The following is a 17,647-nucleotide window of genomic DNA, read 5'->3' as shown; positions in this document are numbered from 1 at the left end:
GTCTTGTTTAATAAATATGTACTAAAAAATCTCATCCCCTTGGTGTGTGACAGTTAGGGTGCGGAAGATGGGATACAACACTAGCTTTTCAGTAGATCTAAGAGAAGTCATAAGACCAATACAGTTCTGTTAAGAATTTTTGTAAAACAAAATCGATGTAGAGACGTAGCATGCTATGTCTCTACCAATGAATCCAGACTTGTCTGAACCGTATTAATTTGCCGGTTGCATAGGTTTTAGTATTATTTGTGAATGAAAATGAAAATTAGATGGAAAAAGAAAAGTGGGATATCGCTCGATACAGCGATTGTCTATAGCAACAAGCGATCGCAAATAAAGATTATAGATTTTTTGTAAATCATTTTGTTAAATAATTTCTCATAAAGCGAGAAGTCTTTAAAAATCATCTATTGCTCAATAAATCAAATAGTTTTCTAATAATGTTAGTTAGTAATTGCATGGAGGTATGATTTTGCTTGCAATATCCTAATTTAAAGTTGAAGATTTGACTAACTATTATTCAACTATAAAGAAAGTAATCAATCAAAATACCCAATTCACTTTCCCTCAACGAGTGTTGTTCGTCTAAAATGATTAGAAAAAAGACCCACTCACACCAAATAAACTGATATTTGTATACAACAAAAAGTTAAAGTAAATAATTAAACAGATTTGTGGAATAATGCTATGCATCGAAGACCTTAAATTCAAAAAATCACAGCACTATTTATCTTCCCGAATCATTTCTAAAAATACTCCTCTTAATTCTTCCAATGCTCTTTCCTTTCGCTTACGGAGTGTAGCAACTTTAATATTTTTACCTTTTGAAATATAGTGATTCGCAATTTCATTCCACGATAAACCTTGTACAATTCGAAGTTCTAAAAGCTCTCGTTTATATGAGGGAAGTTTGCTCATGGCTTTTCGAACTTGAGACCTGTTTTCGCTCTCCAAATCTGTAATGTCTTCACTGTTAGACATCATTGATTTAACTAATTTGGGGTCGGTTTCAAAGTCGGAAGGGTCGTGAGGGATTTTCCTAAATGCTGTAACTGGATATTCCTGGCGGTTTAGTTCTCTAATGCAGTTTAATGCTGTAAGTTTCATCCAAGCTTCTACATTTGGAATTTCCTCTTTTTTCTTAACTTTTTTGTCATACCGGGTTAGAACTTCCATGATAATTTCATCAGACTTATAATTTTTAGCCATATTAAATTGTCGTAAACGGTTTTGAACGTTCTTATACAGCGAATTCCAATTAACAACAGTATCTAGTTCTGGATATGTTCTTCGGAGTAGTTCCATATGTGCAAAAATAAAGCTTTGGGTTTTTACATATAACTGTTCCTTCATATTTTTCATAAATACCTCCTTTATAAAAAATTACTAAAACAAAAATTACATCCCTGCTTAAGGGTAGAGGAATCTTCTTCCGGGACTTTACGCAACATTTTGTCTTGTTGTATAAGCTTTTTGTGCATTCTATTAGAAAAATGATGCTTACAAGGATATTTGTGACATCATTATGCAAAATCACGTAAGTATTTTTGTACACAAAAAACTATTTAAATATTAGTTACAATTACGGTAAATATACTCTCAACCGTAGAAATACGTGTATCTGTGCTTTAAACAAACCTTTATTTTTTCGATTAGTTATAAAATTAGCCAAAATTATCAGTAATAATACTGTTTCACTAGTTGGGTTAATAGATTTAGAACAGAGGGTAAGAATTTATATCGGGACTGAAGCGGAATAAGATAAAACCTGGTTGACTGAAAGTTTATTTCTCAGGTCGGTCAGGAATACTGCAATCACCTTTCTTATTAAGTTGATATTCAAATTCCCAAAACTTAATCTGGAGTTTCCCTTCACCACAACTGGAAGTTACTATCGCTACTAAACTGGGCGCAACTATTGTTGAGGAAAGGATGATGAGCAACCAGGGTAATAAGGTAGAAGATATTTGTTTTGAAAAAGTACTTGTTGAGTTTATTGCTTTTTCGTGTATTTGTTTTTGTTGCGACTCAGATTGAATTGCACATTTCGTCTTGTTTTTCATAGCTTTTAAGTTCTTTTTTGCCAAATTCAACAGCTTTGGGGAATCTACCTCCGGGGCTTTACCTAGGATGTATGCTTTGTGCTCTACCCGTTTAGCATCCCTCACAAGAAAATGACTGTCACAAGAATGTTTGTGACTAATAAGACTTAAGTTGTTAAGTGATTTTCAGCGTTATAACAGTTGTTTTAGATACTTTTAAGATTAATTTCTATATTTAGAATTATTGACGAAATGAATCGCTTTTAAATTTTTATATGAAGGAGTATGTCACAAGTTGATATGTCCAGATCATTAAGTAATGAGTGGTCTAAAGGTCTTATAAAATCGTGAACAAACTACGATACGGTTCAATAAAGGATAAGTGTAAGTTGCTTAAAGCGATAATGCTTGCTCTGTTTGCTCTAGGTAACTCTAACAACTCCCCGGAAATATTAGGTTTTGTTCCTCGAATCGATCTACGAGATTTAAGTTTTTTGGTTTTTATTGAGTCGTATTGTCATAAATTCTGGAATTTTCTAAAACTCTACTTGAAACTGAGCTTAATAACCCGAATAATCTCCAACAGGTTTCTAGTGATAAGTCAAAGAGTCTCTGAAAATTCTCTTAATTAATAATACTTTGGAGTGTAATTAAGACCGACCTAAAAACCTGGAGTACAAACCCAGTAATTAGCGTTAAACAAAGCATATAGTCACGATTATTTCACAGACCACGGAAAACCTATCTATGAAAAATTCTCAGAAATTTGCAACCATGAACACTCAATCAAAAGAACCCCCTAACCCTATTGTCATTACTAATTTAAAGGTGGGTACAAATAAATATAGTGAAAAGGGTCAAGTGTTTGAACCAGTAAAGGAAGATTGCAGATTATCCAAAATATTAAAACCTTTTAAAAAATATCGCGATCGCTATGATCGCGTAAGACTTTTGCAAGCAGATAATAGACGACTGTTTGACTTAGTACAAGAATATTGCAGATTATCTAAGTTATTCAAGCCTTCTGAAAGAGACATAGATAAAATCGCAGCAATTTTAGAATTAGCTCAATATGATGCGGAATTGAATTGTCTGATAAATGAAGCGGATCGCTTAATTGCTTACGAACTTGAATTGCAGTCGATTTAGTTACTAAGAATGAAGGTAATTAATACAGCAGTGGCGATCAATTTCTAAGCAGTGAAGGTATTAACAATTTCTGGAGTTATTTTTGAGTAATTGTTTCCAAATGATAAGAAGCTTCAACTGAATCTTAATAGGGTGTATCTTGTTCGTTCAAAAATAGAATAGTTATTCTGCTGTAATTAGTTTGTGAGATGATGTTTTAAAAGTCCCGGAAGGTATACTTTACTGTTCTTACTCGGTTTTGCTTCAAGAAATAATCAAGGTTTCGGTCACACAACGAAATATTTCACTGTACTTACTGTAAGAGCAAAAGACTTTTAAAACATCCTCTGAGATATTTCTACATTGTTCAGTAAAATTGAATTCTATTGCAATCATATTTGATTGGTGAATAGATAAATCAATAAGAGACGTTGCAAAACCTGCGGCGTCGGTGTTAGCCTCTGCAACGCCTCTGCAATATTAATTCTTACACACAAATGATTCAGGATTGCGATAGAGAATGTTCTGTTTATATCTACAGTTAAAAAAACTAAAAGCCAGGTCTAAATTTTATTCTACTCTTTACTTCTTACTCCTTACTTCTACTATAAATACTCACAACCAGTTCCCAATTAAAACATATGGAGCCCAAAAGTAAGGAACCTGATATTCTTCCTGCTGTAATAAACTTAATTGAGCATTACGCAAAGCTTCTGCTTTACTCAAATAGGATTTAGTAAGTTGTTTATAAAACTGACCCATTAATTGAGCTGTTGAAGCATCATTTAAAGCCCATAAAGAAGCAACAGTGCTACGAGCACCTGCTTGGATTGCAACACCAGCAAGTCCTAAAGCTGCTTTTTTATCTCCGCTTGCTGTCTCACAAGCACTAAGAACCAATAATTCTATTGCATCAGCTTGAATTTCTTCTCGATTGCGAAGCCATTTATTAAGCTCATTAACCTCAATTGGTCGGTCATAAGCCAAAATAAATGTTTCGTCTGGGTCAGAACTAAATTGACCGTGAGTCGCAAAATGGACTATGGGAAAAGATTGCAACTTAAACTGTTTTTGAACAGTTTTGCTGGTAAATTCTTGATTGAGTAAAACTTTTCCTGATACTTGAGATTTAATTTCCTCTAATTCTTTTTCAACATAATCAAGCTTAGGAAAATTATGACGCTCTTCACTAAGTCCAGCAGTAATAACTTGAAGATTTTTTGTTGGTAATCGTTTGAGTTCAAATAATTCCAAGCCAAGACTCATGGCTACATTATATTTTTCTATTAGGTACTGCTGACCATCGTAAAGAGCAGCCATAGGGAGGTTACGTAAGGAACCATCCAACACAAATACTAAGGTTTTTACGTGACTGGAAGACAAATATTTTTCTGCAGGTCCGAGCAACAATTTGTATAAGGTTTGGTATTTAGCTTGAGGATCTGCACCAATTTTAAGTTCTTCAATATCGGAGCGTAATTGCTCTACAGTATTTTCAAATTCAGTTTGGGTAATTGCAGTGGTGTATCTTAAAAGCGATTTTTGGGGTAATTTCAAAATTACTTCTAATCGTTCTGGAAGAATAATTGGATATATAATCGCTGCTGTTTGGTCTTGCTTATCAACTACATCATCAAGGACAACTTTGGTTTGTAAGCAAGCTGAACGAAAAAAATTATCTAATTCTGCTAATTGAAGAGATTCTATTACTTGACGAGCATTGGTTAGATTATTACTAGTTTCTTTCTCATTTAGCAGTAAATCTGCATATTCTCTGTATATGGGTTCAATGTTCTCGCGAAAAGAAAACTGAGCATCCAGATTAAATGCAACTAAATCTGTGCGCAAGGACTTGAGAGTTTCCCAGCTTCGTTCATAAAATTTGATCGCTTGAGATATATTTTCTTGTTTTCTCAATAATCGTCCTAACTGCGATTCCCACTGAAAACTAATATCCCCAGCATTGATCGCTATGGCTTTATCGAGAGCTTGTTGGGTAAGTTTTTGTGCTTCAGGTAATTGGTCAGTTTCTTCGTACAGTTCCCCAAGAGTACCTAAAGCATAGGATAATGCCCTATTATCTGACAAATTTGTTGCTTGTTGAACCCCAATTGACAATAAGCGAGCAATCTCTATTTGCGAAGGGGTATTTTGTGAAAGGGTACTTTGTGAAGATGTATTTGTAGAAAATTTCTGATTTAATTCCTTTAGACTTTGGGCAAAATTAATTATGCAATATACAGAATCGCGACTAGGTTGTAAGTTTTTAATTTGGGACTGAATTTGGGGTATTAATATTGCGGCTGTATTTAAGTTATTATTTCCTAGATTTTCCACCAATAATTTTAATTGATTTAATTTAGCTTTGAGAGCAACAATAGGTTTTGTAGACGGAACATTTGCTGCTTGCTGATAAAATGCGATCGCGGAGGAGGTATCTTCCTGAGCTAGAGCAGTATTACCTAAACCGATCAAAATTTCGCTTTGAATTGTAATTTCATTTTGGTTAGTAGTTTTTCCCAAACGTTTTACAAGTGCTAGACTTTGCTCTAAAATTTCTCGAGATTGATTTTTATCACCAATAACTCGTAATACATCACCTAAGTTACACAATCCCGTCGCTACCAGAAAAGAATCTGGTTGTTGCTCCAATCTTGATTTGACTTGAGTTAAAGTATTCCTGGCTCTTATAAATAGACCCAATGATTGCATTGCTTGAGCTTGATTTATTTGATTGCGGATTAATTCAGAATCAAATTTTAGCTGAGAGTAAATTTTGGCTGCTTTTTTCCAAGTTTCTATTGCTTGAGAAGCTTCTCCTTGGAATAATTTGAGACGTCCTTGAATATCTAAAGCTTGGGCGTAAATTTGTGGGTATGCTTGTGAAGTATTATTTTGTAGATTGTTTTTAATATTTTCTAATAACTGGAAACTTTGTGCGATCGCTATTTTTGCTTCTTCCCACTTTCCCAAATCTTGATAAACCAAAGAAAGATTACTTAAAGTCATTGCTTGCTTTAATGAATCTCCAGTAACTTTAAACTCAGAATTTGCTTTTTTTAAAACTTTTATCGCCTCACTAAGCTTCCCATGTTCGTAAAATGCTTGACCGCGATCAACCAAATTAGAGATTTGTGACTGAGATATTTTGAGGTCAGATATTTGATGGTTTGCAGCTGCAGGTAATATCCCCAATTTAAAAGGTGGAGTTACACATAAACATGTAACCATTATTGCTAGTAAAAAATATTTCAAGCATCTCATAAGTAAATATGGCGCTACGCGCGGGTCAAAATTCATTAGCGGATCCGTAAGGTAGCGGCTTCGTAGGTAGCGCAGCTATAGCTATAGCGTGTCCGTAGGACATAAGTCAAAAGTTAAAGTTTTACTAGCTATAGGTTTTTTAGCGCGTCTATGACAAACAGCATTTGCTAACGTGTTGAGAAAATTATGTAGTCTAATAAAATTTATCAATTTCAAACTATCTAATACAAACAAATATCTAAGTTATTATTAATAACCCAAAAACTACAGAACATCCCCAGAGAGATGTTCGCAGCTAAATCTATTGAAAATTACTTATTTAGTTTGTAGAAATTAGGGATAGTAATTGAACCAAATCACAAATCCCATAAATTTCATAAGTTACAGAATAAAGCTTTGAGATTGACTACAAGCCAAGTAGTTTGTCTGAAAGGAGGTGACTCCAAAATATTTATGAATCAATTTGACGTTTTGTACTCCCACTTGACTTATGGGTGCTGGTTTCATTTCCCCACGAAAATCTAAAATTTGAACAATGACCAAGTATGCTAATGCTAAAAGTATGGAAAGTGCACCCGTAATAATCGCAACGATTTTTCCTCGGTTCATTAATAATTACCTACAACTCGAATTGCTTTTAAGTCTATCTTAATCTGCGATAATTGTTTAGATAATTAAAGCATAATATTTTTATTTTTACTATCAAAAACTAGAACTATCAAAATATTTATTGATGCTGTACTTCAGAAATAAAATATAACTAGTAATTAGTTCTGTTTGTCGAAAACCAAAAAAAAATTGAATAAAATTATAGATGAATTGCTTACTTTCATGTTTAAAATTAGGTCTTATAACTAGTGCTTCTTCCAAAAAAATTAAGTGTGATGAATAATTATAGAATAAAGATTCTCTAGCTAATTTGAAATAGCATAACGCAATGGCATCACAATACATATCGGATAAATTATGAGATTTTAATAGCTGATTTTCTAATTTTTTTAAAACAATATGATGACCTTCTAACCATCTAGATTTAGACGTAGTAGAAACAGTAACGTTACCGTATCTCCGATAAATTGAGTAACAACCTGCTTGGTATGCGACCTTTGCACCATTCATAACTACAGAAATAAAAAAGTCTTTATCCTGTACGATCGCTAGATTTTCATCCCAACCACCACTATTCTCCACAGCACTTCTGGTATAAAGTACGGAAGCGACAGCAGTCCACCAATTAGAGATAAGAGATGCGAGAATATCTTCTTGCTGTCCCGAAATTTTAATTTCTTCGAGAATACTCGTACCATCAGGTAAATTTAGTTGATGTCGCCAATCACCGTAAACCACATCATTTCCTGTCAATTCTAGAAAATCAACTTGTCTAGCAATTTTTTCTGGGAGAATGTAATCATCAGCATCTAAAAATTGAATATATTCCCCTTTTGAGATTGCAAAACCACGATTTCTTGCACAGCAACCTCCTCGATTTTTAGGAAAACTTTCCCAAATAATTTGATTTTTGTAACTTTTGATAATACCTAAAGAATTATCAGTGGAGCCATCATCAATAACAATAATTTCAATGTGGGGATAGGTTTGTTGTAAGCAACTGTTGATAGCTTCTCTCAGCCACTTTTGGCTATTAAAACACGGTATGATTATTGAAACTAGCTTATGCAATTTTTGCATATTTAATATATTTTATTCTATATTACGTAGTAATAAGTTCAGGATACTAGTAAATGCTGTTTGTCCTATGGACACGCATTTAGCCTGCGGCGACGGCAGATAAGCAGGTAACGGCTCCGGATAATTATAGTCTCTAGCTGTGCTACCTACGGATTCACTAACATCGTAGACGCGCTAAAAGCTATGAGTCGCAAATTTTTACTTATTACATAATAAGAACTTAGATACTGTAGAAGACGCGATATATCGCGTCTCCGTAACTCCTTAAAACCAATATTTTCAAGTGTTGCTAAAGATTATTTTTATTTATCTCTACACACGACTAAATTCTCGGAAATTATCCATTTTCCCCAGTAATTAGCAAATTGAAAGTACTTAACCTACGTTGGATTCTGTGATATTTTTCCTGAAAAAATCGCTTTAAAATTTCAATTGGAGCTAACGGAAAGGTCCAGCATAAACTTAACAAGGCTGCACGCTTTTGACCAAGTTCCTTTGATTTAACTACATGAGCGTACACAAAATCAACAAACGTCTTTGGGTGTGATTTAAATAAAGATTTATGCTTGCGTACCAAACGAATGAAATCGACTTGACGATGGGATGGATTACGCGAAAGTCGGGAACCAGAGTGCGCTAATTGTTTATAGGTCACTACAGGTATTCCCAAGATAGAACAAACCGGATTTAGTCTCAAAAACATCTCTGTATGTTCGCGGGTCTGGAATGTCTCATCATAACCTGCAATACCAAGCAAAGTATCGCGCTCGATAAACAGTGTCTGCTTTGATAAAAATGACTTTTCAGGAGGAATTTCTTCAAGAAAAAAATGTTTACCGCGTGGAAGAGTAGGAGGAACACGCCGTTCGAGAACTTCACCTTCCGCATTTACGACTTCCTTCGTAGATAACACCGCTATTGGTTTTGGAAGTTGTGTATCAGCAATCGCCTTAAGACATGCTGCAGCCATGTAAGGTAATAACCTATCATCATCATCTAGATAAGTGATCCATCTTCCACGTGCAGCTAATGCTCCAGCGTTGCGAACTGCTGCAATACCATTATTTTCAGATTTCCTAATTACCCTTAATCGAGGATCGTCAGCTAAATCTACTGGAGGTTCTGAAGCATCATCAATAACAATAACTTCTAAATCCTCAATAGTTTGCTCTAAAGCACTCTTCACTGCATGGGGTACGAGATGTTGCCGATTGTGAGTAGGAATAATTATGCTAATTAAGGGATTACCCATTATTCAATTCGGAATTTATTCGTTCATAAAATATTCTCTAGATTATAAATACAATAGGGTAAAAAACACACAAAATTTGTATAAAGCCAATACAAATTATTTACTAACAACTGCCCATTCACGCGGTTGATAAAATAAACATCTACTCACTGTTCTATTACTTTTAACAGTAAATCTAAAAGAATCAACAATATCAAAGGAATAAACGCCTTTTCTTATGTATATTTTTGCACTATATATCCCAGGAGTTAAAGTGCAATAGGGCATGTGCATTTGAATCTCAGATCTACCTTTGTTGATACTTAAAAGGTTATTATCACTATTAGAAGTAATATATAAGACTAAGCCCATTTCTCCCGAAAGAGATGTTATTAACATCCCTAAGTTAGCCCCATCAATGTCCTCGTGGGCTTGACATTCCGCACAAAAATAAGCTGATTCTCCAGACCACAAATTATCTAAAGTATTACCCTGGGGATCTTTAAAACTGAGAGAAAGAATATCTAAACCGTTACTTTCTGCTTTCGGTTTGGGAGACAATACCATTTGACCCAAAGCGTTATCTGTACCGCTCAAACAAAGGTCTTCTTCGTATCTACGAATTACTGATTCTGTTTCTCCATAGGTAATTAATTGACCCTTGCGCAAATAAACGGAGGATTCGCAAACATTGAGAATACTATGGGAGTTATGGGAAACTAAAATAAAAGCTGTACCTTTTTTGCGGATTTCTGCCAACTTGCGATGGCATTTCATTTTAAACTTAATGTCCCCTACAGCTAACACTTCATCGATTAGCAAAATATCTGGTTCGATGTGGACAGCACAAGCAAATCCTAACCTTGCAGCCATACCGGAACTATAGGTTTGTACCGGTGCATCAATCGCTTCTGCTATTTCTGCAAACTCTACAACTTCGTCAAATCTTTCTCGTATTTGCTGGGTGGACAAACCCAAAATTGACATATTCGCATAGATATTTTCTCGGCCAGATAAAATGGGATTGAATCCTGCTCCCAGTGCAATTAAAGGCGCAACTCTTCCTTTAATTTTAATTGAGCCTGTATCTGGTTTAATTAAGCCACTGATAATACGCAGTAAGGTACTTTTCCCTGCACCGTTTGATCCTACTAAACCTAAAGCTTCACCTTTTCGTAGTTTAAAGCTGACATCCTTAAGCGCCCAAAATTCTTTAGTGCGTAAAGTGTCACTTCTCCTACTTCCACCAGTTAGTTCTGTGGCAATATCTGTGACACCATAAAACAAAGAGCGTTTTAAATCCCGACAAAATTTCTTGGAAACATCGTTTATCTCGATAACAGCTTCATTGTCATCTTTTGGTGCAACTGCTACTTCTTTATCTTTTAAACTAGTCATGTTAGGAACTTACTCTTTCAACCACAAAAGGCATAGCTAAACGAAATCCAATCCAGGTTAAAAATAAACCCACAATAGTGACAAGACTCACTACCCAAAATCCCACAGTTTGAGTTAATAATCCAGTGGTTGCTAACTCTCTGGTAGTAACTAATAGGGGGGTTACTGGGTTAAATTTGACCAAAAATCCAAACACTCCATCGTTAGGAACCGGATACACCACAGGAGTTAAAAACAACCAAAATCCAGTTACCAGCGTTAAACCTTTGGATATATCTTGATATAAAACCCCAAAAGGAGATAGCATCACGCCGATAAATGTTCCAAACATAACCAAGTGTATTAATGCCACAGGAGCTAAAATTACTGACCAGGTTATGGGAATTTGAAACCAAATAAATAAAGCAGTAATTAAAATTAATTTTATTGAAAAGTTAAAAAATACTTCTCCCAATTTTGACAATATTAAAGCTTCTCGAGGAAACTTAACCCTGGCTAACATTGGCTTGGCTGTTGTAACCGCTTGAATTGGACCACTAATTGCTTCCACAAAGGTTTGCCAAAGAGCAGTACTAAACATTACGTAAGCAGGGTAAGGTAAGGAAGTTTCACCCACATTAATGACTTTGGCTTCATTGGCTAAATTAAATCCAGCAGCCATGACAATCGGCGGAATAAATGCCCAAATAATTCCTAAGAAGGACTGACGGTATTGGGCGCTAATATCCCTGACCATCAGTCTCCAGGCAAGTTCGCGAGAAGCTAGTAAATCTAGCCACATTTGTCTCAGTAATTGCCGAGGATGTCGTAATTGACTTTCGGGTGTATAAAATTCTTCTGGTCGTCTCGAAGGCTGTAAATGTTTACGTCGTTTCAATATTTATGACCCTTTATTAAAGTTTGTAGTTGTTAATTCATAATGAGATCCGCCCTGACGGAGGAACGTAATTTGTAGTTCGTGTAGGGTTAAGATTTTAGGCAAGGACATTTCCTGTGATCTAAGCAAAATATAACGCCCTAACCTACATGCTTACTCCTACAGTTTGTAACTTAAACTTGCTATAGCAAGTGCAAATTACGTTAGCGCAGCGTGTCCGTTAGCCCGCACCTGACGGTGTTCAGCGTAGCTGCGTCAACAAACGGCTCCGCCGCGTACGATAGGACATATTACGAGTTACAAATTATGACGATGCTGTTGTAACTGTAGATTGCTGAGTTTTTGTAGTCGATATCAGTTTATTAGGTAAATACTTGTTCGCGTAGCGATTTGTGACAAATTTATTAAAGAATTTATCTATCGGTTTGAGGATTTTACCGAATACGCGAGCCAAAGAACGATTACCAAAGGCTAATTTACGAGACAAAGGATCGACAATTGTCATCCGTCTGCGCCAACCCAATCTGTTGTATTTATTTTTAAAATATTGATCTTCTGTTGCATTCCACTTTTCGCGCAGACGTTTTAAGCTGTTGAGTTCCCAAGCATCGCTCCAACGCAGCATGTAGTAGTGCAAATCTGAAAATTCTAGGGGTGGTCCAGGAACATAGGTGACCAAAGAATCGGGTTCTAAATAAATACTACCTCCCGCCTCAGTTACCAACATGCATAAATCAACATGCTCTTTTGTATTAAACAACTGTTCGTCTAAAACGCCAATTTTATCGAAGATATCTGTCCGTACCATCATGCAGTGAAACTCTGCTAACCCAGTTTTTTCACGTTTTAACTGCGGACGTATTTGCTCGACTTTACGACCTTGTTTGTATATTTTCTCAATAATTTGACGCCTGACATTTCCGTCTTTCTCAATGACTTTTACCCCTGATTCACCTCCAGCACAATGAACCTCCGTATGCAATGGCAAAAATTGACATACTAAAGGACTAACAACTGTTGCACCTGTAGATTCAGCACAGTCAACCATAGCTTTCAACCAGCCAGGAGTAACAGCTACATCATTATCGATAAAAACAATATATTTGCTTTTTACTTGGCGCAAACCTAAGTTACGAGCGTGGTTGGGAGAAAGGTAACAGTCAGTACGAATGTGCTGAAAGTTCTTCTCTTTGGCTTTGCTGGCAATATAATTTTTTATATCTTTGGGAGAGCCGCCATCTACATAAATTAGTTCGAATGGATACTCTGTATGTTCGTAAATACTTTCTAGAGATTCGCGGGTGTAGCTGAAACGTTCTCTGGGAGCAACGACAATTGTTACATCTTTTGCTGTTGTGTTTGAAAGGCTCATGACTTAATCCTTGCTTAATAACTTAATTTAGACTTCGGTTCAAACAAAAAATACCTGTGTGGATTTGTATTTCTCAGCTGTTTTAACAACTTCTAATTTATTGGGGAGTCAGGGAATAAGTCCGCACTGTTTCTGATACAGTAGGTAGCTTATCTATTGAGACCTGATGATAGATCCGCTCTAATTCATCATTAAGATTATTGATATCATAATGTGCTTCTACATATTCTCGACCGGATGAACCCATGCTCGACCAAATCTCTGGATGCTCGATCAGGTAGATTAATTTTTCTGCGATCGCAGTTTCATCTTTTTCCGGGACTAAAAATCCTGATACTCCATCTTTAACTAATTCTGGTATCCCACCATGAAAGGTACTAACCACAGGTAAACCCATAGCCATGGCTTCTTTTAAAGTATTTACTGGAGCGTCTTGATTCCCATCACTAGCGGTGACACTAGGAGCAACAAATATGTGAGTCTTATTGAGAACTTCGATGATCTCCTTTTGATTCATCCAACCCAGTAGTTGTACTTTATCACCGATATTAAGTTCTTGAATAACTTGCTCAAAGTGTTCTTTTAAAGGTCCGTCCCCAATAATTTTAAATTCAACATTTGGTTGAAATTCAGCAACTTTAGCGATCGCGCGAATGGCATATTCTATGCCTTTTTTCTCTACGAGACGACCGGTAGTTGCAATCTGAATTGTTTCCCCAGGAGTAATGTTGCGAGTTTGAAAAATAAATCGACTGCAATCAATCCCCGAACCGTGAACAACTATTTTTTTCGGGTCACAACCCAATTTAATCGCCCGTTGTCGAAAAAATTCGCAGTTTGCGAGGAAGAAATCTCCTTTAAGTAACAGTTCATCGTATACATCGTTTCCTTCTTCCTGGAGATAGTAACTGATATCATAGCCACGAAAAGATGTAATTAATTTGCCTTTGAGAGCCCCAATATCCCGGTATAACATCCCCTCAAGACCATGCATCCCAAATTGACAATGAATTATATCGTAGGGTTCCGACTCTAACATTTGTACTATCGAGTACATTAACCTTAAAGACAGAGCCTTTTTGCCGTATTTTAGAAAGTTAAATGAGTACAAAAAAGCTAAAGGTGCTTTATGGAAGTTTGTTATAAATAATCCGAACCCTTTAATCAATCGCCACAAATAACTTCTTGGTGCTTGCTCCAACAGAGTTGTTTTTTCAAGCAAATTATACTTAGTTATATCAGTATGATATTTCGACATATTACCGCGATTTTTGGTATATATGTGAATATCATGTCCGCGATTAATCAAACCCACAATTTGATTAACAATGAAGGTTTCTGAAATTACAGGGAACGTATCTACCAGGAAAGCAATTCTCATGAAAATTATGCTGCTAAGTGATTAGACTAAATCTCAATGTTCTCGGTTCAATTTATTCTTTGGGGTTGGAAACAAAATAAATACTAAAAATAAGTATTAAAAATAAATATTAAATATAAATATTAAATATAAAAAATCCTCTAAAAATATAAGTCCCTCTAGCTTGGGATTAAATACTTGAGATTGACTGTTAGAGAATCGACTGATTTAAATATCGAGTTAGTGAAATAATCAACATTTTTTGAAGACAAAACCCCAATCTTGATTGCGTATAATATAAAACAGGAAATCTAGTAATGTATTACCGGTAGTTAATTTCGCTCCTAAACATACACCAAATCTGCAATTAAATATTAGGTAACAATTGCAAAGATTAATTTTTTTTAGAAAAAAAAGCAACCTAAAAAAAACAATTTTTATGAGATGTTTAATTTCAGGCTGAGAATAAAATATTTTATTAAAGATATTTTCTGTTTGGCTTAACTATTTTTATCGAATAAATCGTTCGCACTAAAGAATTATTTTCTTCGAATTATAGGTGTAATGAGAGCGAACACTCTGTCTGGAGAAATAGAAAAATATTCAAACTAAATATCTACTGGATGCTGACCATAAAATGGTAGTGCTTCCGACCATAGAGGAAATTTATCCTTGCACCAGTCAATATAAGCTAAATCTAAAATACTAGTGACTGTTTTTGCTAACTCAGAATTAGCTTCAAGCAGTTGATAGTTCAGATTAAGTTTCGACAATTTTTCTTGCCAACTTTCAGGAGTTAATACTGTATCTGGTAATAAAACTTTAAATGGGGAAATATTTGGTGTAGTTTGATAAATAGCTGTGAATAATTTACCTCTTTGTGCTGGCATTTGTACTGCTAACGTTTTTTCACCTTTGCCCTTATTAAGCTCGAGATTGGTAAGATAATGCCAAGCAAACGCAGCTAATGTGGAGATACCAAATACAGGGATGTCTAATTGTTGTCCTAAAGTTCTAGCAGTCACCATCCCAATTCTCGTTCCTGTGTAACCCCCCGGACCTTTGGCGACAGCAATAAAAGCTAAATCTTGCCATTGTTGTGGTTTAATAAATTCGATCAGGCATTGGTGCATCTGGCTGGATAACTCTCGTTCTAGATTCCAAACCTTAGAACGCTTATCCCCTCCGTCAAAGTTACTAATTGCTAAACCTAATTCCGGAGTTGTAGTATGTAAGGCTAAAACATACTTTTTAGATTGAAGATGCTCTTGTTTTCTGCTCAAAGGTCAACTAGAGATTAATTAGAATTAAATTATTTTACCGGTTAATTTAACCATGTGAGTTTGACAATCGGCAACATCTGGAGAACTTTTGGAAAAGTATTAGTTTTAGGTTTGTTTCAGCAAAAGAGCCCAAACGAAGCCAGCAAAAATTAAGAAACAATTAATTTTACTACCGATAAACTTAGAGACCGCAAATTAGGAAACAGAAAAAAAGAAAGCAAAAAATTACCCAATAATCTTATGGCGTTAACGTTTTTCTTTGAGAAGGTGGATTAAATTTAGATTAAACGAGCTATGGAATTTTGGGTACTTGCGATCGAATCTAAGGTACTTTTAGCATTCTCTAAAGCAGCATTATAAAAATTTGTAATTAAGTTGGTATTGCTTCACCAGGACGTAACCTAGACCATTTTCCAGCATCTTTCTTAAAGCTAAGACAGCCAACCACATCCCATTCCATTTCAATTATGTCTTCACGGGGACGAATATTTACATTGATGGATGGTTCATTAGGTTCAAAATCAGGCTCCTCAGTTAAATGAGGTTGCTGATGCTGGGTTTCTACTGCATTGTAAGTGACACAGCGATCTACATAGTGGCAGTTGACACAAATACACATAGGGAAATCAACTCCAATACCTTTATTGTTAATCTAGCTTAATAACTGGCTTTATTACTAGCCGGAAGGTTTATTTTTATTACAATGTCAAACTTCCTTAATTCTCTCGTCTGTCCGGGAAATTGTCCCTTTGACTTAGAACTTTTACCAAAGCCAGCTTACATTGTTGGCGGTGCAGTGCGGGATGGGCTTTTAGGTCGAAAACGAGAATATCTAGATTTAGATTTTGTATTACCTGGCGATGCTGTGGGTGTAGCGCGTAACATTGCTAAGCATTATCAAGCTGGGTTTGTTTTACTTGATGCAGAAAGAGAAATTGCTCGCGTAGTTTTTCCCAACGCAACAGCAGATTTTGCTCGACAAGAAGGAGATACTCTGGAAGTTGATTTGCACCGACGCGACTTTACAATTAATGCGATCGCCTATGACCCATATAGGCAAAAAATAATCGATCCACTCAAAGGTGAAGAGGATATTAAAGCAGGTATTCTGAGGATGGTATCACCTGCAAATTTACAAGATGATCCCTTGCGATTATTACGGGGATATCGTCAAGCATCTCAATTGGGTTTTAGCATTGAAGCCAAAACTCAAGCCGCTATCTGTTCCTTAGCTTCACATGTTACTTCATTAGCTGCGGAGAGAGTAAGGGTAGAAATTAGTTACATGTTAACAAAACCTGAAGGAACTCCTTGGTTAAAAAAAGCTTGGGAAGATAATTTACTATCACCATTTTTTAAAAGTGCTACTCCCGAGCGCGTAGCTAAATTGATGGAGGTGGATCGAGCTGCTTCCTTACTCGCTCAAAGTTGGATGGAGTTAGGGAAGAAATTTCCAGAATATATTCGGGATACCGTCAAAACCACTTGGCTGGGTATTGCTAAACTTGCGATGCTCGCAAGCCCAGATCCAGAAGTAGCAGAAATTGAGTTACAAAACTTAACTTATAGCCGTGCAGAAATTAAAGCTGTTACCACTGCTCTGAAATCCTTAAAAACCTTGAATTCAGGTGAGATGTCCTTAAGAGAACAGTTTTTTTTCTTCCAAACAGCGGGAGATGTATTCCCAACTACAACAATTTTATTTATGGCAGATAATAATAGGGTAGAGGCGATCGCACCCTTGATCGCTCGCTACCTTGACCCTGATGATCTGGTTAGTCATTCCACTCAGTTAGTGAGTGGTAAGGATATTATATTATATCTAAATATACCTTCTTCGCCACTAGTAGGGGAATTGTTGACAGAAATCAAAGTGGCACAAGCTGAAGGCAAAGTATCTACGCCCCATGAAGCTATAGAGTTTGCCCGTCAGCTAATAGAAGATTGGAATTAATTTGATTGGGTCGTTTACAGTGGATTTTCCCACGCGATCGCAATATTTT

General features: G+C 35.8%; 14 protein-coding genes. 2 read left to right on the top strand and 12 right to left on the bottom strand.

What is annotated here, in order from left to right; all coding sequences use genetic code 11:
* Nucleotides 1-723 precede the first annotated feature (723 nt).
* Complete coding sequence (locus BC008_RS03025) at nucleotides 724-1,362, bottom strand: RNA polymerase sigma factor (RefSeq protein WP_027842481.1); 639 nt, start codon at nucleotides 1,360-1,362, stop codon at nucleotides 724-726.
* A gap of 422 nt (nucleotides 1,363-1,784) precedes the next feature.
* Nucleotides 1,785-2,063, bottom strand: a complete 279-nt coding sequence (locus tag BC008_RS03020; RefSeq protein WP_153009510.1) for a hypothetical protein — start codon at nucleotides 2,061-2,063, stop codon at nucleotides 1,785-1,787.
* Nucleotides 2,064-2,789: 726 nt separating this feature from the next.
* Here BC008_RS03020 and BC008_RS03015 point away from each other — a divergent pair.
* Nucleotides 2,790-3,191 (top strand): hypothetical protein, encoded by a 402-nt coding sequence (locus tag BC008_RS03015; RefSeq protein ID WP_036265075.1) that lies wholly within the window; start codon nucleotides 2,790-2,792, stop codon nucleotides 3,189-3,191.
* 594 nt (nucleotides 3,192-3,785) lie between these two features.
* Here the strand turns inward: BC008_RS03015 and BC008_RS03010 are convergent.
* The 10 genes from BC008_RS03010 to BC008_RS02965 all read right to left on the bottom strand — a co-directional run bounded on the left by BC008_RS03010 (nucleotide 3,786) and on the right by BC008_RS02965 (nucleotide 16,263).
* Nucleotides 3,786-6,401 carry a CHAT domain-containing protein gene (locus tag BC008_RS03010; RefSeq protein ID WP_058183079.1) on the bottom strand — a complete coding sequence of 872 codons (2,616 nt, stop codon included), beginning with the start codon at nucleotides 6,399-6,401 and terminating at the stop codon, nucleotides 3,786-3,788.
* Nucleotides 6,402-6,815: 414 nt separating this feature from the next.
* Nucleotides 6,816-7,043, bottom strand: coding sequence for a hypothetical protein (locus BC008_RS51125; RefSeq protein ID WP_058183081.1), 228 nt, complete (start codon nucleotides 7,041-7,043; stop codon nucleotides 6,816-6,818).
* 93 nt (nucleotides 7,044-7,136) lie between these two features.
* Nucleotides 7,137-8,123 carry a glycosyltransferase family 2 protein gene (locus BC008_RS03000; protein WP_036265077.1) on the bottom strand — a complete coding sequence of 329 codons (987 nt, stop codon included), beginning with the start codon at nucleotides 8,121-8,123 and terminating at the stop codon, nucleotides 7,137-7,139.
* Between the two features lie 337 nt (nucleotides 8,124-8,460).
* Nucleotides 8,461-9,375 carry a glycosyltransferase family 2 protein gene (locus BC008_RS02995; protein ID WP_027842485.1) on the bottom strand — a complete coding sequence of 305 codons (915 nt, stop codon included), beginning with the start codon at nucleotides 9,373-9,375 and terminating at the stop codon, nucleotides 8,461-8,463.
* A gap of 96 nt (nucleotides 9,376-9,471) precedes the next feature.
* Nucleotides 9,472-10,752, bottom strand: a complete 1,281-nt coding sequence (locus tag BC008_RS02990) for an ABC transporter ATP-binding protein (RefSeq protein WP_027842486.1) — start codon at nucleotides 10,750-10,752, stop codon at nucleotides 9,472-9,474.
* Nucleotide 10,753: 1 nt separating this feature from the next.
* Nucleotides 10,754-11,629, bottom strand: coding sequence for an ABC transporter permease (locus BC008_RS02985; RefSeq protein ID WP_027842487.1), 876 nt, complete (start codon nucleotides 11,627-11,629; stop codon nucleotides 10,754-10,756).
* 304 nt (nucleotides 11,630-11,933) lie between these two features.
* A complete protein-coding gene (locus tag BC008_RS02980; RefSeq protein WP_027842488.1) occupies nucleotides 11,934-13,001 on the bottom strand; it encodes a glycosyltransferase family 2 protein in 1,068 nt (355 codons plus the stop codon).
* A 97-nt stretch (nucleotides 13,002-13,098) separates the two neighbouring features.
* Complete coding sequence (locus BC008_RS02975) at nucleotides 13,099-14,382, bottom strand: glycosyltransferase (RefSeq protein WP_027842489.1); 1,284 nt, start codon at nucleotides 14,380-14,382, stop codon at nucleotides 13,099-13,101.
* 587 nt (nucleotides 14,383-14,969) lie between these two features.
* A complete protein-coding gene (gene tsaB, locus BC008_RS02970; protein WP_027842490.1) occupies nucleotides 14,970-15,644 on the bottom strand; it encodes a tRNA (adenosine(37)-N6)-threonylcarbamoyltransferase complex dimerization subunit type 1 TsaB in 675 nt (224 codons plus the stop codon).
* Nucleotides 15,645-16,014: 370 nt separating this feature from the next.
* The gene (locus tag BC008_RS02965; protein ID WP_058183083.1) at nucleotides 16,015-16,263 is read right to left on the bottom strand and encodes a Ycf34 family protein; all 249 of its coding nucleotides are present in this window, start codon (nucleotides 16,261-16,263) and stop codon (nucleotides 16,015-16,017) included.
* 84 nt (nucleotides 16,264-16,347) lie between these two features.
* Between BC008_RS02965 and BC008_RS02960 the strand changes: the two genes are divergently transcribed.
* Nucleotides 16,348-17,598, top strand: a complete 1,251-nt coding sequence (locus BC008_RS02960) for a tRNA nucleotidyltransferase/poly(A) polymerase family protein (protein ID WP_027842491.1) — start codon at nucleotides 16,348-16,350, stop codon at nucleotides 17,596-17,598.
* Nucleotides 17,599-17,647 lie beyond the last annotated feature (49 nt).

Origin of the sequence: Mastigocoleus testarum BC008 (genome assembly GCF_001456025.1) — a bacterium.
In the GTDB taxonomy this organism is placed as follows: Bacteria; Cyanobacteriota; Cyanobacteriia; order Cyanobacteriales; family Nostocaceae; genus Mastigocoleus; species Mastigocoleus testarum.
The sequence above is the reverse complement of the archived record's forward strand: the minus strand, read 5'-3'. Positions and strand labels throughout refer to the sequence as shown.